Origin of the sequence: Massilia sp. UYP32 (genome assembly GCF_050434365.1) — a bacterium.
Lineage (GTDB): Bacteria > Pseudomonadota > Gammaproteobacteria > Burkholderiales > Burkholderiaceae_D > Telluria > Telluria timonae.
Map to the genome: position 1 here is coordinate 97,962 of NZ_JBNDIK010000024.1, position 21,051 is coordinate 119,012.

The 21,051-nt window shown below is 65.2% G+C and carries 29 protein-coding genes; 16 read left to right on the forward strand and 13 right to left on the reverse strand.

What is annotated here, in order from left to right:
* Positions 1–54: 54 nt before the first annotated feature.
* The 4 genes from ABIB42_RS19030 to ABIB42_RS19045 form a co-directional block, all read right to left on the reverse strand.
* Positions 55–723, reverse strand: coding sequence for an OmpA family protein (locus ABIB42_RS19030; RefSeq protein WP_005671364.1), 669 nt, complete (start codon positions 721–723; stop codon positions 55–57).
* 105 nt (positions 724–828) lie between these two features.
* Complete coding sequence (locus ABIB42_RS19035; RefSeq protein ID WP_005671362.1) at positions 829–975, reverse strand: lmo0937 family membrane protein; 147 nt, start codon at positions 973–975, stop codon at positions 829–831.
* A gap of 87 nt (positions 976–1,062) precedes the next feature.
* The gene (locus ABIB42_RS19040) at positions 1,063–1,287 is read right to left on the reverse strand and encodes a hypothetical protein (RefSeq protein WP_005671360.1); all 225 of its coding nucleotides are present in this window, start codon (positions 1,285–1,287) and stop codon (positions 1,063–1,065) included.
* 183 nt (positions 1,288–1,470) lie between these two features.
* A complete protein-coding gene (locus ABIB42_RS19045; RefSeq protein WP_005671358.1) occupies positions 1,471–2,211 on the reverse strand; it encodes a glycine zipper 2TM domain-containing protein in 741 nt (246 codons plus the stop codon).
* A gap of 199 nt (positions 2,212–2,410) precedes the next feature.
* Between ABIB42_RS19045 and ABIB42_RS19050 the strand changes: the two genes are divergently transcribed.
* Entirely contained in the window at positions 2,411–3,175 is a 765-nt protein-coding gene (locus ABIB42_RS19050; protein WP_005671357.1) for a Crp/Fnr family transcriptional regulator, read from the forward strand.
* A 113-nt stretch (positions 3,176–3,288) separates the two neighbouring features.
* Here the strand turns inward: ABIB42_RS19050 and ABIB42_RS19055 are convergent, their stop codons facing one another.
* The 3 genes from ABIB42_RS19055 to ABIB42_RS19065 form a co-directional block, all read right to left on the reverse strand.
* Complete coding sequence (locus ABIB42_RS19055; protein ID WP_005671353.1) at positions 3,289–3,510, reverse strand: glycine zipper 2TM domain-containing protein; 222 nt, start codon at positions 3,508–3,510, stop codon at positions 3,289–3,291.
* 20 nt (positions 3,511–3,530) lie between these two features.
* On the reverse strand, positions 3,531–3,857 hold the full coding sequence (locus tag ABIB42_RS19060; protein WP_005671351.1) for a BON domain-containing protein: 327 nt from the start codon (positions 3,855–3,857) through the stop codon (positions 3,531–3,533).
* Positions 3,858–3,961: 104 nt separating this feature from the next.
* Positions 3,962–4,309, reverse strand: a complete 348-nt coding sequence (locus ABIB42_RS19065) for a hypothetical protein (protein ID WP_429248821.1) — start codon at positions 4,307–4,309, stop codon at positions 3,962–3,964.
* On the opposite strand from ABIB42_RS19065, the gene ABIB42_RS19070 reads away from it, so the two are divergent.
* The 7 genes from ABIB42_RS19070 to ABIB42_RS19100 all read left to right on the forward strand — a co-directional run bounded on the left by ABIB42_RS19070 (position 4,298) and on the right by ABIB42_RS19100 (position 9,088).
* On the forward strand, positions 4,298–4,684 hold the full coding sequence (locus ABIB42_RS19070) for a DUF4398 domain-containing protein (RefSeq protein ID WP_005671349.1): 387 nt from the start codon (positions 4,298–4,300) through the stop codon (positions 4,682–4,684). The two genes, ABIB42_RS19065 and ABIB42_RS19070, sit on opposite strands and share 12 nt — an antisense overlap.
* 78 nt (positions 4,685–4,762) lie before the next feature.
* Positions 4,763–5,665 carry an OmpA family protein gene (locus ABIB42_RS19075; RefSeq protein ID WP_005671347.1) on the forward strand — a complete coding sequence of 301 codons (903 nt, stop codon included), beginning with the start codon at positions 4,763–4,765 and terminating at the stop codon, positions 5,663–5,665.
* Positions 5,666–5,695: 30 nt separating this feature from the next.
* The gene (locus tag ABIB42_RS19080; protein WP_005671345.1) at positions 5,696–6,229 is read left to right on the forward strand and encodes a ferritin-like domain-containing protein; all 534 of its coding nucleotides are present in this window, start codon (positions 5,696–5,698) and stop codon (positions 6,227–6,229) included.
* A 107-nt stretch (positions 6,230–6,336) separates the two neighbouring features.
* The gene (locus ABIB42_RS19085) at positions 6,337–6,681 is read left to right on the forward strand and encodes a DUF883 family protein (protein WP_005671343.1); all 345 of its coding nucleotides are present in this window, start codon (positions 6,337–6,339) and stop codon (positions 6,679–6,681) included.
* Positions 6,682–6,696: 15 nt separating this feature from the next.
* Positions 6,697–7,083 carry a phage holin family protein gene (locus ABIB42_RS19090; RefSeq protein WP_429248822.1) on the forward strand — a complete coding sequence of 129 codons (387 nt, stop codon included), beginning with the start codon at positions 6,697–6,699 and terminating at the stop codon, positions 7,081–7,083.
* Between the two features lie 75 nt (positions 7,084–7,158).
* Positions 7,159–7,542, forward strand: a complete 384-nt coding sequence (locus ABIB42_RS19095; RefSeq protein ID WP_429248823.1) for a hypothetical protein — start codon at positions 7,159–7,161, stop codon at positions 7,540–7,542.
* A 403-nt stretch (positions 7,543–7,945) separates the two neighbouring features.
* The gene (locus tag ABIB42_RS19100) at positions 7,946–9,088 is read left to right on the forward strand and encodes a DUF3616 domain-containing protein (protein WP_005671337.1); all 1,143 of its coding nucleotides are present in this window, start codon (positions 7,946–7,948) and stop codon (positions 9,086–9,088) included.
* A 52-nt stretch (positions 9,089–9,140) separates the two neighbouring features.
* On the opposite strand, the gene ABIB42_RS19105 is transcribed toward ABIB42_RS19100, so the two are convergent.
* Positions 9,141–9,488 carry a hypothetical protein gene (locus ABIB42_RS19105; RefSeq protein WP_005671335.1) on the reverse strand — a complete coding sequence of 116 codons (348 nt, stop codon included), beginning with the start codon at positions 9,486–9,488 and terminating at the stop codon, positions 9,141–9,143.
* A 91-nt stretch (positions 9,489–9,579) separates the two neighbouring features.
* Positions 9,580–10,044: a glycine zipper 2TM domain-containing protein gene (locus ABIB42_RS19110; protein ID WP_005671333.1), complete on the reverse strand. Its 465-nt coding sequence runs from the start codon at positions 10,042–10,044 to the stop codon at positions 9,580–9,582.
* Positions 10,045–10,328: 284 nt separating this feature from the next.
* On the opposite strand from ABIB42_RS19110, the gene ABIB42_RS19115 reads away from it, so the two are divergent.
* The 3 genes from ABIB42_RS19115 (at position 10,329) to ABIB42_RS19125 (ending at position 12,559) form a co-directional block, all read left to right on the forward strand.
* Complete coding sequence (locus ABIB42_RS19115; RefSeq protein ID WP_005671331.1) at positions 10,329–10,874, forward strand: hypothetical protein; 546 nt, start codon at positions 10,329–10,331, stop codon at positions 10,872–10,874.
* An 84-nt stretch (positions 10,875–10,958) separates the two neighbouring features.
* A complete protein-coding gene (locus ABIB42_RS19120; RefSeq protein WP_005671329.1) occupies positions 10,959–11,273 on the forward strand; it encodes a BON domain-containing protein in 315 nt (104 codons plus the stop codon).
* A 44-nt stretch (positions 11,274–11,317) separates the two neighbouring features.
* Complete coding sequence (locus ABIB42_RS19125; protein WP_005671328.1) at positions 11,318–12,559, forward strand: AI-2E family transporter; 1,242 nt, start codon at positions 11,318–11,320, stop codon at positions 12,557–12,559.
* A 52-nt stretch (positions 12,560–12,611) separates the two neighbouring features.
* On the opposite strand, the gene ABIB42_RS19130 is transcribed toward ABIB42_RS19125, so the two are convergent.
* Both ABIB42_RS19130 and ABIB42_RS19135 read right to left on the reverse strand, forming a co-directional pair.
* Complete coding sequence (locus ABIB42_RS19130; RefSeq protein WP_005671326.1) at positions 12,612–13,526, reverse strand: YihY/virulence factor BrkB family protein; 915 nt, start codon at positions 13,524–13,526, stop codon at positions 12,612–12,614.
* A gap of 131 nt (positions 13,527–13,657) precedes the next feature.
* Positions 13,658–14,686, reverse strand: coding sequence for an OmpA family protein (locus tag ABIB42_RS19135; RefSeq protein WP_005671323.1), 1,029 nt, complete (start codon positions 14,684–14,686; stop codon positions 13,658–13,660).
* Between the two features lie 522 nt (positions 14,687–15,208).
* On the opposite strand from ABIB42_RS19135, the gene ABIB42_RS19140 reads away from it, so the two are divergent.
* The 5 genes from ABIB42_RS19140 (at position 15,209) to phbB (ending at position 19,338) form a co-directional block, all read left to right on the forward strand.
* On the forward strand, positions 15,209–15,832 hold the full coding sequence (locus ABIB42_RS19140) for a winged helix-turn-helix domain-containing protein (protein WP_005671321.1): 624 nt from the start codon (positions 15,209–15,211) through the stop codon (positions 15,830–15,832).
* A 245-nt stretch (positions 15,833–16,077) separates the two neighbouring features.
* Positions 16,078–16,824: a glutathione peroxidase gene (locus tag ABIB42_RS19145; RefSeq protein WP_005671320.1), complete on the forward strand. Its 747-nt coding sequence runs from the start codon at positions 16,078–16,080 to the stop codon at positions 16,822–16,824.
* A 2-nt stretch (positions 16,825–16,826) separates the two neighbouring features.
* Positions 16,827–17,714: a zinc-dependent peptidase gene (locus tag ABIB42_RS19150; protein WP_005671318.1), complete on the forward strand. Its 888-nt coding sequence runs from the start codon at positions 16,827–16,829 to the stop codon at positions 17,712–17,714.
* A 145-nt stretch (positions 17,715–17,859) separates the two neighbouring features.
* Positions 17,860–18,414, forward strand: a complete 555-nt coding sequence (locus ABIB42_RS19155; RefSeq protein ID WP_219863449.1) for a hypothetical protein — start codon at positions 17,860–17,862, stop codon at positions 18,412–18,414.
* Positions 18,415–18,573: 159 nt separating this feature from the next.
* Positions 18,574–19,338 (forward strand): acetoacetyl-CoA reductase, encoded by a 765-nt coding sequence (gene phbB / locus ABIB42_RS19160; RefSeq protein WP_429248824.1) that lies wholly within the window; start codon positions 18,574–18,576, stop codon positions 19,336–19,338.
* 47 nt (positions 19,339–19,385) lie between these two features.
* Here phbB and ABIB42_RS19165 read toward each other — a convergent pair whose 3' ends face one another.
* Both ABIB42_RS19165 and ABIB42_RS19170 read right to left on the reverse strand, forming a co-directional pair.
* Entirely contained in the window at positions 19,386–19,982 is a 597-nt protein-coding gene (locus ABIB42_RS19165; RefSeq protein ID WP_219863452.1) for a hypothetical protein, read from the reverse strand.
* Between the two features lie 10 nt (positions 19,983–19,992).
* A complete protein-coding gene (locus tag ABIB42_RS19170; protein WP_005671312.1) occupies positions 19,993–20,844 on the reverse strand; it encodes a hypothetical protein in 852 nt (283 codons plus the stop codon).
* Positions 20,845–21,051: the final 207 nt, after the last annotated feature.

Here is a 21,051-nt window from a genome sequence, read left to right on the forward strand (position 1 = left end):
TCGGGAATGAAAAAGGCCGGCATCGCCGGCCTTTGTCGTTGATGGGGGGGGCGATCAGCCGCGCGCCGGTTCGGCGACGTAGATCTCGACGCGGCGGTTGCGCGCCTTGCCCGCGTTGTCGTTGTTCGAGGCGATCGGTTCGCGCGAGCCGCGGCCTTCGATGGTGATGCGGTTCGGGTTCACGCCGCGGCCGGCCAGGTAGTCGCGGGTGCGCGAGGCGCGGTCGACCGACAGCGGCTGGTTGATCGAATCGCTGCCGGTGCTGTCGGTGTGGCCGATGATGACGACGTTGGTGTTCGGGTTCTCCTGCAGGGTCTGCGCGAAGCGCTGCAGGATCGGCTGGAAGTTGCCCTTGATGTCGGAGCGGCCCGTGTCGAACGAGATGTCGCTCGGGATTTCCAGTTTCAGGCGGTTGTCCTGGGTCTGGGTCACTTGCACGCCGGTGCCTTGCGTGGCTTGTTCCATCTGCTGCTTCTGCGCTTCCATGCGCTTGGACCAGATGTTGCCGATCACGGCGCCCGCGGCCGCGCCGATGGCGGCGCCGCCGGCAACGCGGCCGCCGCCGCCGCCGCTGGTGGTGCCGCCGATCAGGCCGCCCAGGCCGGCGCCGATGCCGGCGCCGGTCGCGGTGCCGCGCTGGGTGGCGCTCATGTCGGCGCAACCGGTGGCGGTCAGGGCCACCATGGCGATGGCGGCGGTGGTTTTGATGAAGTTTTTCTGCATCGTGGAACTCCTTAAGTAAAAAATCCGTTTCGTCGTCACGCCCGAATCAGGCGCGACCGCGAAACGGATTGGGTCTTGCGACAAGCGTCACTTGTCATTTTACTGCTATATGCCGCGTCCGCTGATCAGGCGAACCAGGATCATGATGACGGCGACGACGAGCAGGATGTGGATGAAGCCGCCGATGGTGTACGAGGTCACCAGGCCGAGCAGCCACAGGATAACGAGAACGACAGCGATGGTATATAACATGGTGGATTCTCCTCTACTGTTTGCGCTGGTTGCGCTGTGATTCCAGTATGTACTTGCCCACCGTTGCGTACCGTTCGATGGCGTACATTATGCGCAACTTTTTCGCTTTCGCAAGCCGGGAATCCAGCCCATCATGCCCACCAGGCCGGTGCAGCCGATCAGGCAGGTGAGCAGGCCGCCCGCGATCAGGAACACGATGTCCTGCGGCTGCAGGTGCCCGTTGCCATCGGGCGCTGGTCCGGCCGACAACAGGCCGAACAGAGTGAGTACGATTCCCCAGACGATGATGCCGATCCATGCCATGCTGTTCATGCGCTTCTCCCACGATTGATGGTGTCCCGCTTTTCATTGCAGCGTGATTCGATTGTCGGGTCAGCTCATCCATAATTCCGTGCGTTGGCGCACATTGCATTCAGGAAAAAGTTTGGCCGGGACGCTTGCGCAATCCCGGCCATGTGCTAGCCATGCAGCCTGCCTGAGATCAGGCCATCCCGCTTATGCCACCGAGCGCAGCCGTCCTTTGACGATGCGCACGCGGTCGCCGCTGCGCCATTGCGGCTGGCTGTTCTGGCGGAAGGTGCGCAGGGTGCCGTCGTCCAGGCGCACCCGGATCTCGTAGCTGGTGGTGGCCTTCATATTGCCTTCGACCTGGTTGCCGACCACGGCGCCGCCGATCGCGCCGGCCGCGGTGGCCAGGGTGCGGCCAGTGCCGCCGCCGACCTGGTTGCCCAGCAGGCCGCCGATGACGGCGCCGCCGGCCGCGCCCAGGCCGCTGCCTTCGGCGCGCTGGGTGATGGTGCGGACCGATTCCACGTTGCCGCAGTTCGAGCACCAGTCGCGCTCATTGGCGGCGACCTGGGTCGGCTTGCTTTCCTTGACCGGCGTTGCCGCGACCGGGGCGGCGGCCGGCGCAAGCTGCTGCACCGGGGCCGCGGGGACGGCCTGGGCCGGCGCCGGCGCATAGGCCTGCTGCTGCGCCTGCTGTGCCGGCGCGAGCGGCGCGCCCGGATAGGCGGCATAGCCCGGCTGCTCGGGGACATCCTGCGGCAGGGTGGACGCCAGGGCCTGGCGGTCGGCTTCGGTCAGCTGGCGGTTGGCGGTGCCGCCAACCGACGAGGGCAGCCAGCCCATGATGGCGGCGGTGCCGACCAGGCAGAACAGCACGACCGCAGCCGCCGCCAGCAGCAGCAAGGGATGGGTACGGTTCTTGACGGGATTGTGTGGGGGCGTATTCATCTTTATTCCTTTCGTATGGCGTTGACGCCTCGGTACGATGATTGTCTTCAGGAACAACCCAAGGTTCCGTGCGTCACCGTACATACTCGCTCATGGGGCGGCGGTTACGCTGACTGAAATTGTTTGCAAATGTATCTGGAACGGGGCGTATCCGGCTTGCGCTGCGTACTGATCCTTACAATTTTTTCCTGAGGAAAGAATGAACTCTGCCGTCCACCCGCCCGTCGCGGAGTGCCACAGCAATCTGCTGCTGGCGGCTTTGCCGTCGCAAGAAATCGCGCGCATGTTGCCGATGCTGGACCAGGTCAGGGTGGAGGCGGGGCAGGTGCTGTGCGAAGCCGGCGATCCGATCGAGCACATTTATTTTCCGCACGATTGCCTGGTGTCCCTGCTGGGCGTGGCCGAAGGACGCATGACGCTCGAGGTCGGCCAGGTGGGGCGCGAAGGCATGCTGGGCGTGACCAGCGCGCTGGGCCACGACACGACCCAGGTGCGCGCCGTGGTCCAGCGCGCCGGCAACGCCAGCCGCATGGAGGGCGCGCGTTTTCGCAGCGAGGTTGAGCGCAATCCGGCGCTGCAGAAGGTGCTGTACCGGTATACCGACGCGCTGCTGGCGCAGGCGATCCAGATCGCCGTCTGCAGCCGCTTCCACGTGCTCGAGGCGCGCCTGGCGCGCTCGCTGCTGGTCACGCGTGACCGCCTGCAATCCAACAAATTCCACCTGACCCATGAATTCCTTGCGCATTCGCTCGGCGTGCGCCGCGTCGGCGTCACCAAGGCCGCCAGCGCGCTGCAGCAGCAAGGCCTGATCGACTACAGCCGCGGCAATATCGAGATCCTCGATCCCGAAGGCCTAGCGGCGGCGGCCTGCAGCTGCTATGCGATCGTCAGGGAAGCCGGCGCCATGCCGGTGGCGGACGTGCCGGTCCCGGACGTGCCGGTACCGGACGGTCATGCCGGTTGAGCCGGCGGGGATGCTGCGTTCCTGTAATCAACCCTGCCCGGTTCTCCCTCGAGGACACGTTAAAACACAAACGCCCGGCAAGCCGGGCGTTTGGTGTCGGACGAGGACGTCGATCAGTTGGTGGTCTTGACCTGGTTGCCGATCACGCCGCCGACGGCCGCGCCGCCCACGGTGCCGAGCGCGCTACCGCCAGTCACGGCGCCACCCAGCACGGCGCCGGCGCCGGCGCCGATGGCGGTGTTACGGTCTTGCTTCGACATGTTCGAGCAGCCGACCATGCCGAAGGCGGCGGTTGCCAGGGTTGCGGTCACTACCAGCGATTTGATGTTTTTCATGATGATCTCCTTTGATGGGGTTACTTCAGGCGCAAGTCATTTCTGACCGATTTGACGCCCTTGACGGTTCGCGCGACCGAGGCCGCCGCTGCTACGCTGTCGGCCGAGCTCACGAAGCCGCTAAGCCGGACAATGCCTTGATACGTGTCGACATCGAGATCGGAAACCGTCAGTTCAGGATCGAGCTTGATGGCGCTGCGCACGCCGGCACTGATGGCATCGTCATCGACGGTCTCGACGCTGCCGAAACCGGGAATGCCTGAGGCACAACCTGCCAGCGGTCCGCAAGCCAGGAAGGCCAGCAGGACTGGAATGCTTGCATAACGCTTGATGCTCGATTCGTTCATTCGGGTATATCGTTTCTCGGTGACTTGGTCCAAGACTAGAGTCCGTTGCCAATTTGATCTGTTCGGCAACACACAATCGGCATGCCGTGTTGTTACAGGGTGTTTCAGCGGCGCGTGTCGCCGCCTTCATGGATGCGCTGTTCGGCCGCCGTGACATGTGGGCGCTGTCGAAGATGCCGGGCGCCGCGCTCGGTTGAACCTCCCCAGTTATTGCGGAAGGCGTCGGTGGTATCCATCGATGTTTCATACGTGTTCGCCGCCGCTTTCAGCGCCCGCGCCGTGCCAGTCACGATACTGCTCAGACCATCGGCACACTCGGCAGTTCGGGCAACTCCACGCGAAACGATGACAGCGCCGGCATCAATGTGCGTCAACGAACTGAGTGCCGGGCATAACAGGTTTATAACGTTCTCTACAACACTTCCCCAGGAGAATATGCGATGAATAAACATCAAACGATGACCGGGCTTCGCCTCAGCTGCGCCGCTGTTGTGCTGACACTGACCGCGTGCGCGAGCCCCGACCAGGCCCCGGCGACGGCCGACGTGGCGGTCTCGCGCCACGCGGTCGAGAACGCCGTGTCGGCGGGCGCCGCCGAACTGGCGCCGGCCGAGATCAGCGCCGCGCGCGACAAGATGGGCCGCGCCAACCAGGCCCTGGCCGCGCGCGACTACAAGCTGGCGCGCGAGCTGGCGATCCAGGCCCAGGCCGACGCCAAGCTGGCCCAGAGCAAGGCCGTGTCGGCCAAGGCGACCGCCGCCTCGACCCAGCTGAACGAAGACCTGCGCGTGCTGCGCGAGGAAGTCGATCGCGCCAACAGCCAGTGAGATGAACCCTTGAGGTCCGCATTGAACGCATGAGTCCGCGCCGTCGAACGGCGCTTCAACAAGAAGAGGAACAAGAACATGAAAAACCGTAAATCCGCCGTTTCGATCCTGGCCGCCGCCGTGCTGGCCGCCGCCTGCGCCAGCGCCCCGATGACCACCGCGACCCTGGACCAGGCACGCGCCGACTTCGTCAGCGCCAACAACAATCCGCAAGTGTCGACCTATGCGCCGATGGAGTTCAAGCAGGCCAGCGAAGCGCTCGACCAGGCCAACCAGGCCGCGCATCGCCGCGAAAGCCTGGAAGACATCGACCGCCTGGCCTACGTCGCCAAGCAGCGCATCGCCACCGCGCAGGAAGTCGCCAAGGCCAAGGCCGCCGAAGCCGACATCGCCGACGCCGCGCGCCAGCGCGACCAGGTGCGCCTCGAAGCGCGCACCGCCGAAGCCGAACGCGCCAAGCGCGAGGCCGAAGCCGCCACCGCCGCGGCCCAGCAGGCGCAGGCCCAGGCCCAGGCCGCCCAGCAGCAGAACGCCGCCCTGTCCGAGCGCGCCGCCCACCTGGAAGCCTTGCTGAACGACATCCAGGCCGTCAAGACCGAGCGCGGCTATGTGGTGACGATCGGCGACGTGCTGTTCGCCACCAACCAGGCGACCCTGAATCCGAACGGAATGTCGACCCTGCGCAAGCTGGCCGACGTGATGCGCGAGAACCCGGACCGTACGGTGCTGGTCGAAGGGTTTACGGATAGTACCGGCAGCGCGAGCTACAACCAGGACCTGTCGCAGCGCCGCGCCAACGCGGTCGCCAGCGCCCTGGGCGAGATGGGCGTGCCGCGCGACCGCATTTCGATGAAGGCTTACGGCCAGGCATTCCCGGTGGCGTCGAACGACAACGCATCCGGCCGCCAGCAGAACCGCCGCGTCGAGATCGTGCTGTCCAACGATGGCGCGCAGATTCCGCCACGCGCCGCAATGCGTTGAACCACGCCGAACACTGATTGAGGGAACACCATGGAACAGACGAACAACCTGGCACACGGCTTCGACATCGCGGCGATCCGCCGCGCGGCGGCCAACCTCGATGACGGCGCCGTCACCGAGGGTTACCAGGCCGACCGCGAAGCGGTCATCGCGATGCTCAACGACGCCCTGGCCACCGAACTGCTGTGCGTGATGCGCTACAAGCGCCATTACTACACGGTGGCCGGCCCCAACACGGGTCATATCAAGGCCGAGTTCCTCGAGCACGCCCAGCAAGAGCAGGACCACGCCGACCGTATCGCCGAACGCATCGTGCAGCTCAACGGCTCGCCGAACTTCAACCCGGCCACGTTCACCGCGCGCAGCCACGCCGAGTACGACGAGTCCGACGACGTGCAGGCGATGGTGCGGGCCGACCTGATCGCCGAGCGGGTGGCGATCGAGTCCTACCGCCAGATGATCGCGGCGATCGGCGACAAGGATCCGACCACGCGCAATATGCTCATCGACATCATGGCGGTCGAAGAAGAGCATGCCGACGATCTGCGCGACTTGCTGGCCTGAGGCGTCAGGCTGGTGCGGACCCCGGCCAGGCCCGGGCCATGGCCCGGGCCCGTGCCGGGTTGTTCGCATCCGGTTTTTTCAATGATTTTCAGTGACAGGAGTAGAACATGCTAGAAACTTCCCGCAATACCAACGGCAGCATGCACCCGATCAGCGGCAGCACCTACGCCACCCAGTCCGACATGAAGGCGCTGGTGCGCGATGCCCAGTCGATGCTGACCGCGGCCGCTTCGCTGACCGGCGAAAAGGCCGAGGAGCTGCGCGCACGCGGCATGGAGCTGCTCGACCGCGCCCTGGGTGGCGCCAGCCTGCTGCCGACCCAGGCCGTGGAGAAGGGCAAGGAACTGGCCCACACGGCCGATGTCTACGTTAAGGACAATCCATGGCGCACGATGGCGATCGCGGCCGGCGTCGGTGTGCTGCTCGGCGTCCTGCTGAGCCGCAAGCAATAAGGCCGGGGGACTGACGTGGATAAACAAGACGCGATCGTACATAACCCTGGTGTCATCAGCGGTATCTCCAGCCTGTTCAAGAGCCTGTTCGGGCTGGCGGTCTCGCGCGTCGAACTGGCGGCGCTCGAGCTGTCCGAGATCCGCAACCACGTGATCGAGCTGCTGGCCATCTTCGCGGCGGCGGTGCTGGCGGTCTGGTTCGCCATCGCCTTCGGCGCCATGACGGTGGTGGCGCTGGCGTGGGACTCGATGGGCTGGACCATCCTGCTGATCATGTTCGCGGTCTTCGCCCTGATCACGGCGGTGCTGGTGGCGAAGGGACTGGCGCTGCTCAAGCAGAACAAGCTGGCCTTCCCGGCGACGATGAAAGAACTCAAGAACGACCGCGAAATGCTGTTGTAAACGGCTTTGACGGGCGCCTGCCTCGACGGGCGATCGCAAGCGGCGAATACAAGCGGTGTCACCAAGGGAGAAAGTATGCAGAATCAAAACGGAACGACAGGATTGGCCGGTCACCAGCACAGCCTCGATCCGGCGGTGCGCAAGGCGGAGCTATTGCGTGAAGGCGAGTTCTTCCGTGCAGGCGTGGCGCATGCCAAGGCCAGCATCCAGTACGGCATCAAGCCCGAAGTCATGCTGCACTCGGCGATGGATCATGCGACCTGGGCCTTGCGTGCCCGGGCCGACGCCATGCTGAAGCCAACCGGAACCAATGTGTCGGTGCTGTTGCCCTATGCGCTGGGCGTGGTCAATTTCGTGCGTCAGCGCCGGCTGGGCAAGCAAGCGGCGGGCGCCGCCCTGGTGCTGGGCGCACTGGGCTGGTACGTCAATCGCAAACGGGCGCAGCAAATACCAGAATAAGGGTAAGCTGTCTTCGAAGCGTTGCCGCGAGGAGTTTTGCGGCAACCACCAGCCGGAACGCCGGTTGAAACGAGCAGTTGAGGCATGAGCGATCGCGCCGCCATCAAGAACGACAGGGCGGATCGTGTTGTACAGAATATGGTGGGGCTTGAGCGGCGTCGCAATCGGGGATTGGACGCCGTCTTTTTTGTCCTTTGCAGATCATTTCCCGCTTGTCGCACTGGGCATCGCACTGGGCATATAACGCACGCCACGGCCGGCGGTTGACGTATGGCGTGCCTCTTCTTCGACATCTTTCCCTGCGCAGGGACCTGTTCGAGGGCTGCACGACTTGCGCTCGGCGGACGCTCAGAAGCAGGCTCATACGGTATGCTGGGGTCAACACCGATCCCCGAGGCGCAGCATGCATCCGTCCAATATCGTCCTGCTCGAATTCCATCCTGAACGCGATGACCTCAGCCCCGGCAAGGAGCTGCGCAACGGCCTGTCGGTGGCCCTGCGCATGGGCGACACCTTATGGGTGGCCAACGACGAGTCGCTCACCATCGAGCGCCTGACCCTGGCGGCCGAGGACAGCCGCGGCAAGACCAGTTTTGCGCGCGCGCACCACCAGTTCGCGCTGCACGACTTCCTGCAGCTGCCCTTGCCACCGCATGACGAGGAAGGCAAGCGCATCAACGAAGCCGATATCGAGGGCCTGGCCAGCGACGGTGACTATCTGTGGCTGACCGGCTCGCACAGCCTGCGTCGCAAGCAGCCGGACGCGGGCGATGGCGTGCGGCGCACGCACAAGCGCCTGGCCAGCGTCAGCGCCGACGGCAACCGCTACCTGCTGGCGCGCATTCCCCTCGTCAGGCAGGACGGCGGCTTCACGCTGCAGAAGGAAGCCGCGCACAAGGGCAGGCGGCGCACCGCGGCGCTGCTGCGCGGCGACGAGCACGGCAACGAATTGACGGGGCTGCTGCGCCAGGACGAGCACTTCGGTCCCTTCCTGGCCATTCCCGGCAAGGACAACGGTTTCGATATCGAGGGCATCGCCCTGGCCGGCAGGAACGTGCTGCTGGGCTTGCGTGGCCCGGTGCTGCGCGGCTGGGCCGCGATCGTCGAGGTGGCGCCGGTCGACGATGGTGAAGAAGGCTGGCTGCGGCTGGCGCCGCTCGACGACGAGGGCGCCCTGTACCGCAAGCATTTCCTCGACCTGAACGGCCTGGGCATCCGCGACCTGTGTGTGCAAGGCAAGGATCTCCTGATCCTGGCCGGACCGACGATGGACCTCGACGGGCCCGTGGCGCTGCTGCGCTGGCCGGGCGGGGCGCGGCCGGACAAGGCCTCGGTGGTGGGGCGGGACATGCTGGAACACGTGCTGGCGCTGCCGTTCGGGCAGGGTGCCGACCACCCCGAAGGCATCTCGCTGTTTTCGAGCCAGGACGGGCGCGAACAGGGACTGCTGGTGGTGCACGACTCGGCGTCGCCCAGCCGCCAGATCGGCGACAGCACCCTGGTGGCGGACGTATATCCGCTGCCGCCGCGGCGCAAGAAGAAGTAGGCGAAAAAAAACGGCCACCGGGATGGCCGCTTCGTCGATGCGTTGATTGCCCCTATTGCCGTGGCATCGGCTTGCCGAGCTGGGCGGTTTCGCGCTGCCAGGTGGCGCGCGCCTCGTCCATGCACGACTTGCGTTCGGCCGCCGGCGCCTTGCGGCAGGCGTTCTGCGCCTCCTGCAGCGCCGCGCCGAGTTCCTTGCGCAGCGTCTGCTGCTGGGGATCGTTGCGATACCAGCGCGGCGGGTCGCCTTGCGCGATCTCCCGCGCCTGCTGGCGGGCGACGGTCGGGTTGACGGTCGCGTCGGTGCCGGCCTGCAAGGTATCCTGGGCCGACGCCGCGAAGGCGACGCCGGCCAGGGCGCAGGCGCAGGCGCCACGCGCGATGCGGGTGAGAATGGTCATGGTTGCCTCCAGCTGTTCGATGGCCGGTGCGCCGGCCGGATGTGCGCGAGGAGGGCGGTAGGCATGCTCCCGTCCGCCTCGCGCCGGTGGATCAGTAGCGGTAGACGCGGCCGTCGACGATGCGCACGCGGTTGCCCACGCGCAGATCGTAGGCGCTGTCCTGGGTCACGGCGCGGTATTCGCCGTTATCCATGCGCATATTGATCTGGTACATCTCCGGACCCGCGGCATTGCGGTTCTTCTCGACGTTGTTGCCGACGACGGCGCCAGCCAGGCCGCCGGCCACCGTCGCTGCGGTACGGCCGCTGCCGCTGCCGATCTGGCTGCCGGCCAGTGCGCCGACCACGCCGCCCAGCACGCCACCGGCGCCGCTGGTGCGGTTCTCGCCCTGGACCACCTGGATCGATTCGATCACGCCGTAGCCGGCGGAGGCGGTGCTGCTGCCCGAGCCGTATCCATTGTTGTAGCCATAAGGCTGGGAGCTGTTGCTGGCGCAGCCAGTGAGAAGCGCGCCGGTCGCGAGCAGGGCGACGATAAATTTGCGGTTAGCATTCATGTTGTTCTCCTGACAAAAGTGTGAATCCAGAATAGTCAGGTGACCAGGGAGGGTCTGTGCGTTGCCGCACCCACCTTGTTCCGAGGGTAGAGCCTGCCGCTATCACTATGCTGGAGGTGGCCGAGTCGGCTGGCGCAATCCCGCTTCCAGCGTTTGGCTTGTTCTATGTCTACCCATCTATAGGCGTGCGCCAAGAGTCTGTTAGTTGTGTTCGGCATCGAACAGAAACCCGCTGCACGGCATGTAAAGATGTCTCCAATGTTGACAAGTGGAGAACAAAAACAATGAAGACGTCGCATGCGCTCCTTCTGATCGGTGCAGCTCTCGGCTGGGCTGGCCAGGCTGCCGCCCAGCAGCCGGAAGCGAAGATCGTCTACCAACAGGCGATGGACGCCGCCGAAGCCGCTTACGACGCTGCCAAGGCGCGCTGCGACGTGATGGCCGGCGTCCCGCACGAGATCTGCGTCGCCGACGCCCGCGCCGCCCGCGTGCGCGTCGAGGAAGAAGCGGGCGCCGCCTACAAGAACACGCTGGCGGCCTATACCCAGGCGCGCATGCGCATCGCCTCGGCCTATTACGAGCGCGACAAGACGCGCTGCGGCGCCGCGGTCGGCAACGACCGCGACGTGTGCCAGCGCCAGGCCAAGGCGACCCTGGTGGCCAGCCAGGCCGACGCCCGGGCCGACCGCAAGGCGATCGAGGCGCGCCTCGAAGCGCAGGGCGCCAAGATCGACGCCGAATACCGCGTCGCACTGCAGAAGTGCGACGCCTTCGCCGGTGACGTCAAGGAAGGGTGCATCAGCACCACCCGGACGGCCTACGGCAAATGAAAGAACCTGCGGGCCGGATTGCCGGCGCCGCCCAACCCGCCCGCAAGGGTATTGCACCACCATGACTATCAATAAGGAGCCATCATGAAAATCGCCAAGAACCTCATCTCCGCCGCATTCGTCGCCACCGTCGCCATCACCGCCGTCGGCTGCTCGTCGACCAACCAGCAAGCCAGCACCGGCGAGTACATCGACGACGCCGTGATCACCACCAAGGTCAAGGCCGCCCTGGTCAATGACCCGAACGTGAAGGCACGCGAAGTCAACGTCGAAACCTTCAAGGGCGACGTCCAGCTGTCGGGCTTCGTGGCCGATCCACGCGACGCGCAGCGCGCGGTCGAGATCGCCCGTGGCGTCAAAGGCGTGACTTCGGTCAAGAACGACATCCGTGTGAAATAATATGCGGATAACCGGGGCGGCCCGGCATCTCGTTCAGGCATACCATGCAGCTAGCACCAACCGATCCGGCCACGCCGGCAGCATCCAACCCTTCGCCTGAACCAGCCGCCCCCGACGCCGCGCGCGCGGACACGCGCGCGGCCGGCGACGACATCGCCTTGCACATCGGCGGCATGCGCGTGCCGCTGCACGTCAATGCGCGCGGATTGTCGCTCGGCATCCTCGCCACCATCGCCTTCGTGTTCGCGCTCCAGTGGGCGCAGAAATTCTTCGTGCCGCTGCTGCTCGGCATCCTGATCGCCTATACCCTGAATCCCGTCGTGCGCTGGCTCGAGCGCTGGCACGTCAAGCGCATCATCGGCGCCACCCTGGTCACGGCCGTGATCGTGGGCGCGATGGCGGGCACCCTGTACCGGCTGCAGGGCGAATTCTTCAACATCCTCGATGAATTGCCGACGCTGACCCACAAGGTCACGCGCATCCTCACCAATACCAGCGGCCAGCGCTCGACCCTGCAGCAGATGCAGGCGGCGGCGGCCGAGATCGAGCGCGCCGCGAGCAACGTCGGCGCCGACGCCAAGCGCCTGGCGCAGCAGCGGCGCCAGTATCCGCCGCCGGCCGCCGCGGCCAGTTCGCCGATCCGCGTGATGGACTGGGTGCTGGCCGGCTCGATGAGCCTGGCCGCCTTCATGTCGCAGGCGACCATGGTGGTGTTCCTGGTGTTCTTCCTGCTGCTGGCGGGCGACACCTTCAAGCGCAAGCTGGTCAAGCTCACCGGCCCCTCGCTCACACGCAAGAAAGTCACGGTCCATATCCTGGACGACATCAATACCTCGATCCAGAGCTATATGTTCATGCTCCTGGTGACCAATATCCTGCTCGCCCTCTTGATGTGGGGCGCGCTGCGCCTGATCGGCCTCGAGAACGCCGGCGCCTGGGCCGCCTTCGCCGGCGTGGCCCACCTGATGCCGTATTTCGGCCCGCTCGTCATCACGGTCGCGACCGGGCTGGCGGCTTTCCTGCAGTTCGAGACCCTGAGCATGGTGATGCTGGTGGGCGGCGCCTCGATGGCGATCGCGACCCTGGTCGGCATGGTCGTCGCCACCTGGATGACCGGCAAGATCGCGCGCATGAACCCGGCGGCGGTCTTCGTCAGCCTGCTGTTCTGGGGCTGGTTGTGGGGCGTCTGGGGTTTGCTGCTCGGTGTGCCGGTGGTGATGGTGCTGAAGGTGGTGGCCGAGCGGGTCGAGGGGATGGAAGTGGTGTCGGAGCTGCTGGGCGAATAAGCGCCGCAGCCGCCGCGCGGGCATGCCGGGCCGGCCGGCCCGGCATGGTTTTTTACGCGGTATTGGCTTTCGGTTCCACGCCCGTCACTTCCTTCGGCTTGTTGTGCAAGCTGCCCATCTGCAGGGCGTACTGGCGCGCGAACTCGGCGCCCAGGAAGAAGATCTGCGCCGAGTAATACACCCACAGCAGCAGCGCGATCAGCGAACCGGCGGCGCCGAAGCTGTCGGTGGTGCCGCTGTTGCCGATGTACAGCCCGATCCCGAACTTACCCAGCGTGAACATCGCCGCCGTGCCGAGCGCGCCGATGGTGACGTCCTTCCACGACAGCCGCACGCGCGGCAGCAGCTTGTAGATCACGCCGAACAGGGTGGCGATGACCAGGAAGCCGATGCCCGAGGCGATCCAGCCCATGATGATGGCGGCTTCCTGCCACACACCGGTGATGAACTTCTCTGCCACCGTGGTGGCGGCGCTGACGACCAGGGACACCATCAGCAGGAAACCCAGCACCAGGACCATGCCGAACGACAGCAGGCGGGTGCGGATCGTGTTCCAGATGCCGGCGTCGGCCGGCGCCGGGAGGCCCCAGATCTCGTCCAGGCTGTCCTTCAGCTCGGAAAACACGGTGGTGGCGCCGACGATCAGCAGCACGGTGGCGACGATCGTGGCGAAGCGGCCCGTCTCCTTGTTCTGGGCGCCGGCCAGGATGGCCTGGATCGTGTCCGCCCCCTGCGCCCCCAGCAGCCCGCGCAGCTCGGCCAGCAACTGGCCTTGCGCGGCTTCCTCGCCATAGAAGAAGCCGGCGACGGCGATCACCAGCACCAGGATCGGCGCCAGCGAAAACAGGGTGTAGAAGGCCAAGGCTGCGCCCTTGCTGGAGGCACGGTGGTCCAGCCATTCCGTTACCGCGCAACGCAGGACTTTCAGAATCTGGTGCGTGTAAGGGAACCATTTCTTAACTGCCATATCCCATCCTCCAAATGAAAAGGGGGCCGAAGCCCCCTGATTCAGCGTCGCCGCGACCACCCGCTTTCCCGGCCGCCGTACGGGACGGCGGGCGGGAAGGCGAGTGCGTCGGGGCGGTGTCGCCTACGGTATTACTGCTGCACTGGCACTTCGACCGTGATCTGGTCGACTTCAACGCGGCGGTTTGGCTCCAGGCAAGCGATCAGCTGAGCGCGGTTCTTCTGGTTGCACTCGACCAGCGGGTTGGCTTCGCCCTTGCCGATGGCGCGCAGGCGGTTGCCGTCGATGCCCTTGCCGACCAGGTATTCACGCACGGCGTTGGCGCGGCGCTCCGACAGCTTCTGGTTGTACGATTCCGAACCCAGGCGGTCGGTGTAGCCGGTGATTTCGACGTTGGTGACCGAGGTGTCGGCTTGCAGGGCAGCGGCGATCTCGTCCAGCTTCGGCGCCGGGGTGATCACTTCAGCCTTGTCGAAGGCGAACAGCTTGGTGGCTTCCAGGGTCACTTTCTGGAAGCGCGGTGCTGGTGGTGGTGGCGGTTCGACTGGCGCCGGTGCTGGAGGCGGAGCCTCGACCACTGGGGCTGGAGCCGGTGCCGGTGGCGCTGGCGGCGGGTTGAACGCGTAGTTCAGGCCGACGGTCAGCATCTTGTTGTTGCTGCGCTTGAAGCCGAATTCTTCGTCATCACGCAGGAAGCCGCGCACGGTGCGCAGGTCGGCTTGCAGCGACCATTGCGGGGTCAGGCTGGCCTGGAAACCGATACCGACGGTAGCGTACGGCGAGTTTTTCTCGACGTTGCGCAGTGGGTTGTTCACCTTGTCACGCTCGGCGCCCAGGCCGAACAGGACGAACGGACGGAAGCGATCGCGGCTCAGCATCAGCAGGGCGTCGACGCCCAGCAGGGTCTGACGATACTCGCTTTGGCCTTGCTCGAAGCGGGTCTGGCTGGCGCCGATCTGGATGTCCCAGTTCTGGTGCACCGCCTTACCGAACTTCAGGCCGCCACCGGTGTCGCGATCGTCCACGCCGAAGTCTGCATCCGGCTTCACGTGGTTGACGCTTGGCTGGATGTACCACGACGGGTTGATCTCTTGGGCGAGGGTGGCGCCGGATGCGCACAGCAGTGCGGCAGCCAGGGCGATCTTCTTGGTATTGTTCACAGGTAACTCCCGTAGGTTAAAGTTGATGACAACGCATACGTCAGCAGCGATGTTGGATAAAGCATAACAGTGCAAGTTCCGTCAGCTCGGTGCGGTAGCGCACCCAACGTGAAAAGGCTGTGCGATTTTACAACAGTAGTAAAAACTCCACATTTCCAAGATGAAACGAACTGTAACGACACTGTCATGTACAGAGCGTACGTGCGGCGCGCGCGCACTGTCATCCGGCTGTCATGCCGACATATTTATATTAGGGGTGTGACATGACGTCCTGACATGCCGCGACGTGCGCGCATGCATGCCAAAAGAGCGCTTGCGGTTTCCGTGCTGGTCCGCGCTGGAAGGGGGCGACAAAAAATGCTTTCAGGAATGTTGTCGAATGTTGGATGGCGCACAGACCATGGTGTCTGATGCAGGCAATCTTGAGTCCAGTTAAGCGGAACCGAGATGTTGTCAGGGTGTCATACGACACACAGCGACCCGGACCACACAGTCTCACTCTCTATATTGGAGCTCATCGATATGCATGCAACGACTCAGCACAACGCGGTCCCAGGCGAAACCGGCGCAGTGCACACTTCCAGCAATTCGGCGCTGATCGAGCGCGTCCCACCACAACCGACCGAGCGCGCCCCGATTTCGCTGGCCCCGATCGAGCGTGTGCGTTCGACCTCGGCCACCCAGCGTCGTATCGAAAACATGCAAAAGCTGATCAACGAGTTGTCGAACCACGAAATGCTGGCCGACGAGATCGCATGGTTCCTCAAATTCTCGCCATCGGGCGCCCGCAAGTACATCCGCGACCTGCGCGAAGCCGGCGTGATCGAACTGGCGCGCTATATCGAAGGCACCGCCACCTACCTGGGCAAGGCTGTGTACCAGATCTCGCCAGATCCGGAGCGCGTCAAGGCCTTCCTGGCCGCCATCTGCCAGCCGAAGCGCGAAGGCGCCGCCCCACGCAAGGAGCGTCCAGGCCTGCGCGAACAGAATATGGCCGGCAGCGGCCGCCATTTCCACATCCTGGCCGATGACACCCACTACGCGATCCGCGTGAACCGTAGCCCGGTCGCCCGCGACCCGCTGGTGGCGGCCCTGTTCGGCCCGGCGCCAGGCCAGAACGCCCCCGCCGCCAAGGAACGCGCCTGAGTGCGCGCCCGGGGCCGCTGCGGTAGAGACCCGCAACGGCTTCGGTTCGACGATCGCTGTCGTCATTTTCGCCGCGCTTCATGCGCGGCTTTGTTTTTTCTGCGTCCACTTGTCACACGGGCTGCCGCGCAGGGCGATCCGGGTGACCAACTTATTGCAACTCCCGTGTTGAAAACCGGTCAATAATCCTCACTTGTCTGCCATGCCGCCGCTCAGCCGGCAGGATCAACCAGATAGGAGTGACGATGTTACCGAGTGCCGAATCGCTGGAAGGCAAAGCAGTTCCGAACGTGGTCTTCAAGGCCAGGCCCGACGACCAATGGCGTGACCTCAGTTCCGACGAGCTGTTCAAGGGGCGCACGGTCGTCGTGTTTTCCCTGCCGGGCGCCTTCACGCCAACCTGTTCCTCGACCCATTTGCCGCGCTATAACGAACTGGCGCCGGTGCTGCGTTCGCATGGCGTGGACGACATCCTGTGCGTCTCGGTCAACGATGCCTTCGTGATGAACCAGTGGAAGGCTGGCCAGGACGCGGCCAACATCACCGTCATCCCGGATGGCAACGGCGACTTCACCGAAGGCATGGGCATGCTGGTCGACAAGCGCGAACTGGGCTTCGGCCGCCGTTCGTGGCGTTATTCGATGCTGGTGCGCGACGGCGTGATCGACAAAATCTTCATCGAGCCGGAGCGTGACGGCGACCCGTTCGAGGTATCGGACGCCGATACGATGCTGGCCTATCTGGCGCCGGATGCCGAAGTGCCGGAACCGGTCGTCATGTTCTCGCGTCCCGGCTGCCCCCATTGCGCCCGCGCCAAGCAGGCGCTGCGCGACAACGACATCCACTACACCGATATCTCCGAAGACCAGAAGATCAACACCATCGTCCTGCGCGGCGTCACCGGCCGCATGACCTGGCCGCAAGTCTTCGTCGGCGGCGAGCTGATCGGCGGCGCCGACGAGGTGCAGGCCTGGCTGGCCGGCAAGGCTTGACCATGGAAGCCATCGCAGCCGGCGCGCTGGGCCTGGCCGTGCTGGCCGCGTGGCTGTGGCCGAAGTGGCGCCTGCGGCAGGCGCTGGCGCGGCCCTTGCCGGCCTCGCATGCGGCCATCCTGGCGCGTAATCTCGCCCAGTATGGGGCGATGGACGAGGGGCAGCGCCGGCGCCTGCAGCGCATGGTCCAGCAATTTCTCTACGAGAAGAAATTCGTCGGCTGCGCCGGCCTGGACGTCACCGACGAGATGCGGGTGACGATCGCGGGCCAGGCCTGCCTGCTGTTGCTGGGGCGGGTCGGCGATACGGGCAAGCCCGACATCTATCCCACGCTGGACCTGATCCTGGTCTATCCCGGCGCCTTCCTGGTACCGCGCAAGCAGGTCGACGTGTCCGGCGTGGTGACCGAGGAGCGCCAGGACTTGCTGGGCGAATCCTGGGGCGATGGCCGCGTGATCCTGTCCTGGGACCATGTGCGGCGCGCCGGCCATGCCGAATCGGCCGGCCACAACGTCGTGCTGCACGAATTCGCCCACCAGCTCGACAGCGAGTCGGGCAATACGAATGGCGCTCCCTACCTGGGTAGCAGCGAGCGCTACCGCAGCTGGTCCGAAGTGCTGTCGCGCGACTATGCCAACCTGCGCCAGGAGGCGATGTGGGGCACGCAGGGCGTGCTCGACCATTATGGCGCGACCAATCCGGCCGAGTTCTTCGCCGTGGCCACCGAGAGCTTCTTCGAGCAGCCGCACCAGCTGGCGGCGCAGCATCCGGCCCTGTACCAGGAATTCCTCAAGTATTACCGGATCGATCCACGTCAATGGCAGGGCGCTCCGCCGCCGCCGGCGCTGGAACCGCCGAGCTATGGGGTGGTCTATGGGCAGTGGCGCTAGCCGTGGCTGCGGGAGTGCTGTGTCGGTGGCAATGAGCAGCGTGCGATCGCGTACAGATCGGCGGGCGCGGGCCGCGTACGCTCGAGCTACCGTATTTGCCACTTGTTTGCCACTTATTTGCCACGTTAATGGGGAGGAGTCGCCGATGTCCACCATCATCGCAGGACGTTTCCAGCTTCAGGACGAGGTCGACCGTGCGCGCGACGCCCTGGTCGACGCCGGATTCGATGCCGACCGCATCAGCGGGTTCTACCTGAGCCAGCCTGGCCAGCACGATATGACGCCGATCGGCGGCGACCACATCCAGTCGCCCGGCGCCAAGGAAGCGCCCGAGGGCGTGGTAAAGGGCGTGGCCACCGGCGGCGCCGTCGGTGTGGCCGTGGGCGCCGCCACCTCACCCGTCACCGGGCCGCTGGGTCCGGTCGTCGGCGGGCTGGTGGGCGGCCACGTCGGCTCGCTGTTCAGCTTCAGCAAGATGAAAGAGCGGGGCGAACCCGAAGAGGGCGGCGAGAACGCCGTGCCGCCGCGTCCGGCGGGCATGCTGGTGGCGGTCGCCTTCGACGATGCCACGCTGCAGGCACGCGCCGTCGACTTGCTGCGCCAGCTGGGCGCCCACCACATTGAGCGCGCCCAGGGCAATATCGTCGGCGGCGATTGGGCCGATTTCGATCCCAGCAGCAGGCCCGACGTCATCGCCTGAACCTTTGCGGAGCGGCGCACGGCGTTTGCCGTGCTGGTCGTTGCGCAGGGGCTTTGCCCCATTCACACTTGATCCTAATCAACAACCTACTGTTGTCATATCCCTACACTCGGATGCTCGCAGTCGCGCCATCGGCGCCAACGAGAAGAGGAGGACGACATGGCAGGAGACACGGTAGTACATGACACGCGGGTAGCCCTGGTGACGGGGGCGATGGGCGGGCTGGGCACGGCGCTGTGCCGGCGCCTGCATGCGGAAGGCTTCCTGGTGGCGGCGACCCATTCGCCGCAGAACGCGCGCCGCGACGCCTGGCTGGCTGGCCAGGAAGCGGACGGCGTCAAGGTGCGGGCCTATGAGCTCGATGTCTCCAACGGCAATGCCTGCGAGAACGTCGTGCACCGGGTGCTGGGCGACCTCGGCCGCATCGACGTCCTGGTGAACAACGCCGGTATCACGCGCGACCGCAGCATGCGCAAGATGAGCCAGGAAGACTGGCATACGGTGATGGGCACCAATCTCGACAGCGTGTTCAATATGACCCGGCCGGTGCTCGAGGCGATGATCGCGCAGCGCTGGGGGCGCATCATCAATATCTCTTCGGTCAATGGCCAGCAAGGTGCTTTCGGCCAGGCCAATTACGCCGCGGCCAAGGCTGGCATGCATGGCTTCACCAAGTCACTGGCGCTGGAAATGGCGCGCCACGGCATCACGGTCAACACGGTCTCGCCCGGCTACCTGGACACCGCCATGGTCGAGAAAGTGCCGCAGGATGTGCTGCGCGAGCGCATCCTGCCGCAGATTCCCGTCGGCAGGCTCGGCAAGCCGGCGGAAGTGGCGGGGCTGGTGGCCTATCTGGCGTCGGACCTGGCGGGGTATCTGACCGGCGCCAATATTGCCATCAATGGCGGGCAGCATATGTATTGAAGTCAGGGTGGCCGCTCGTGGCGGCCACCTTGGCCGGCTGCCGCGGATCAGGCCGCGGCCGTCGGCGGCGTGAGCGCATCGAGGGTGGTGCTGTGCAGCTGGATTTTCTCGAGGGCCAGCACGATCGGCGTCGGCTGGCCGGCGGCGACGGCGCCGGCCAGCGACAGCAGGCCGCCGACGAGGCCGGTGACTTCGCCGATCACGCCGATGCGCCGGATCTTTTCGGCGGCCGCGGCGGTGAGGGCATTGAGCCGGCTTTGGGGCTGGTCCAGGCCCTGGATGACGAAGGCGGCGGCGTCGGCATACAAGGTGTTGGCGCGCTGGCGCAGCACCATTTCATCGTCCAATAAGCGGCGCATGGCGTCCTGCACCGGGGCGGGAACGCCGCGGTCGTCGTAGCTGCGGATTTCGCGCAGGATGCGTTCGTGCAGGCGGTCGGCGATGGTCGACAGGCCATCGGCCAGTTCGACCACCTGCTGCATGCTGGACAGGCCGCCGCCGGCACCGGGGGCAGTCTTGACGGCGGCGTCCCTGGCCTTGGCGGGTGGGGCGGCCTGGGCGCTTGCGGCCTGAGGTGGCATCGCGCCGTCCTGCGCGGCGCCCGCAGCCGACGGGCTGGTCTTGTCGTGTGATGGATCCTGCATGACGTCCTCCTCAATCCCCGTTCAGCCCGTCGCGGATCGCGCGCAGGTCGCGCGCATAGTTGGCGAGCATGCGCCGCGTCTCGTCGCCCGTCAGCCTGTTCATGTTCTCGCGCATCTTCTGGTGGCCGAGCGCCACCTTGGTGAGTCCCTGCAGCGCCAGTTCATAGCGGCGGTCGATCAGCTTGTACTCGGTGGACTTGTTCAGGTAATGCACCTTGGCCAAGGTGACGAGCATGCGATCGGTATTCCGGTTCGAAAACGGCAGCTCCACATCGAAGATGCCGAGCACGGTCTTCTTTTCATTCTCGTTGGTCTTGTAATAGAGGCGGGTGAGCGAGATCATGGCATCGAGCAGCACCTGCACATCCGCATCGCCGTCGCGCACCATGGTCTCGACGCTGCGGTTCTGGTAACCCGAGGCGATCACGCGCGTGAGCAACCGGGTCATCCCCGTGTACGCCGCCACATGCCGCTGCTGCAAGCCGGATTCGGCATTCGCCTTCAGCCCATTGCCCAGGTCATCGATCCGCTCCGACAAGTCGTAGCGCCCTTCGCCCGCGAGCAGGCTGAGCGTTTGCATGTACAGGACCAGCGTCTTCTGGATGGCGACGAAGTCGTCATAGACGGCGCGCCGCCGCACATCGTTCTCGCGCGCGATGCGTTCGGCCTGCGGCGACAGATAGGGCTGCTCGCGCTCGTAGGTATCGCGATACCGCCGCGACAATTCCGCATATCCACCCAGCTTGGCCGAGGCGTCCGCGAATTCGCGCACCTCCTGCAAGCTGACCGACCCATGCGAAGCGCAGCCACCGAGCAGCACGCCAAGCCCCAACACCAGCCCCACCGCAAGTCGACGCAGCATCGCGCATCCTCCCCGCCCGCCAGCCCGAAAACCCCATTCTTCCAAACCCGCACCTTCTCACCTTGCCAATTATCAATTCCCCCTCGTAATCCGACGGCCACCGCGCACAATGAGGGTCAGATACCGTCTTGGATTGCAAGGTTTTTGTGAAGGTAATTGGCGTCAAATGGCTTGCCGGTTCGAACGACGCCGTAGATCAGATGCGCT

Coding starts and splice junctions, on each gene's coding strand:
- ABIB42_RS19030 (WP_005671364.1), bottom strand. CDS start 723: ATGCAGAAAAACTTCATCAAAACCACCGCCGCCATCGCCATGGTGGCC.
- ABIB42_RS19035 (WP_005671362.1), bottom strand. CDS start 975: ATGTTATATACCATCGCTGTCGTTCTCGTTATCCTGTGGCTGCTCGGC.
- ABIB42_RS19040 (WP_005671360.1), bottom strand. CDS start 1,287: ATGAACAGCATGGCATGGATCGGCATCATCGTCTGGGGAATCGTACTC.
- ABIB42_RS19045 (WP_005671358.1), bottom strand. CDS start 2,211: ATGAATACGCCCCCACACAATCCCGTCAAGAACCGTACCCATCCCTTG.
- ABIB42_RS19050 (WP_005671357.1), top strand. CDS start 2,411: ATGAACTCTGCCGTCCACCCGCCCGTCGCGGAGTGCCACAGCAATCTG.
- ABIB42_RS19055 (WP_005671353.1), bottom strand. CDS start 3,510: ATGAAAAACATCAAATCGCTGGTAGTGACCGCAACCCTGGCAACCGCC.
- ABIB42_RS19060 (WP_005671351.1), bottom strand. CDS start 3,857: ATGAACGAATCGAGCATCAAGCGTTATGCAAGCATTCCAGTCCTGCTG.
- ABIB42_RS19070 (WP_005671349.1), top strand. CDS start 4,298: ATGAATAAACATCAAACGATGACCGGGCTTCGCCTCAGCTGCGCCGCT.
- ABIB42_RS19065 (WP_429248821.1), bottom strand. CDS start 4,309: ATGTTTATTCATCGCATATTCTCCTGGGGAAGTGTTGTAGAGAACGTT.
- ABIB42_RS19075 (WP_005671347.1), top strand. CDS start 4,763: ATGAAAAACCGTAAATCCGCCGTTTCGATCCTGGCCGCCGCCGTGCTG.
- ABIB42_RS19080 (WP_005671345.1), top strand. CDS start 5,696: ATGGAACAGACGAACAACCTGGCACACGGCTTCGACATCGCGGCGATC.
- ABIB42_RS19085 (WP_005671343.1), top strand. CDS start 6,337: ATGCTAGAAACTTCCCGCAATACCAACGGCAGCATGCACCCGATCAGC.
- ABIB42_RS19095 (WP_429248823.1), top strand. CDS start 7,159: ATGCAGAATCAAAACGGAACGACAGGATTGGCCGGTCACCAGCACAGC.
- ABIB42_RS19100 (WP_005671337.1), top strand. CDS start 7,946: ATGCATCCGTCCAATATCGTCCTGCTCGAATTCCATCCTGAACGCGAT.
- ABIB42_RS19105 (WP_005671335.1), bottom strand. CDS start 9,488: ATGACCATTCTCACCCGCATCGCGCGTGGCGCCTGCGCCTGCGCCCTG.
- ABIB42_RS19110 (WP_005671333.1), bottom strand. CDS start 10,044: ATGAATGCTAACCGCAAATTTATCGTCGCCCTGCTCGCGACCGGCGCG.
- ABIB42_RS19115 (WP_005671331.1), top strand. CDS start 10,329: ATGAAGACGTCGCATGCGCTCCTTCTGATCGGTGCAGCTCTCGGCTGG.
- ABIB42_RS19120 (WP_005671329.1), top strand. CDS start 10,959: ATGAAAATCGCCAAGAACCTCATCTCCGCCGCATTCGTCGCCACCGTC.
- ABIB42_RS19125 (WP_005671328.1), top strand. CDS start 11,318: ATGCAGCTAGCACCAACCGATCCGGCCACGCCGGCAGCATCCAACCCT.
- ABIB42_RS19130 (WP_005671326.1), bottom strand. CDS start 13,526: ATGGCAGTTAAGAAATGGTTCCCTTACACGCACCAGATTCTGAAAGTC.
- ABIB42_RS19140 (WP_005671321.1), top strand. CDS start 15,209: ATGCATGCAACGACTCAGCACAACGCGGTCCCAGGCGAAACCGGCGCA.
- ABIB42_RS19145 (WP_005671320.1), top strand. CDS start 16,078: ATGTTACCGAGTGCCGAATCGCTGGAAGGCAAAGCAGTTCCGAACGTG.
- ABIB42_RS19150 (WP_005671318.1), top strand. CDS start 16,827: ATGGAAGCCATCGCAGCCGGCGCGCTGGGCCTGGCCGTGCTGGCCGCG.
- ABIB42_RS19155 (WP_219863449.1), top strand. CDS start 17,860: ATGTCCACCATCATCGCAGGACGTTTCCAGCTTCAGGACGAGGTCGAC.
- phbB (WP_429248824.1), top strand. CDS start 18,574: ATGGCAGGAGACACGGTAGTACATGACACGCGGGTAGCCCTGGTGACG.
- ABIB42_RS19165 (WP_219863452.1), bottom strand. CDS start 19,982: ATGCAGGATCCATCACACGACAAGACCAGCCCGTCGGCTGCGGGCGCC.
- ABIB42_RS19170 (WP_005671312.1), bottom strand. CDS start 20,844: ATGCTGCGTCGACTTGCGGTGGGGCTGGTGTTGGGGCTTGGCGTGCTG.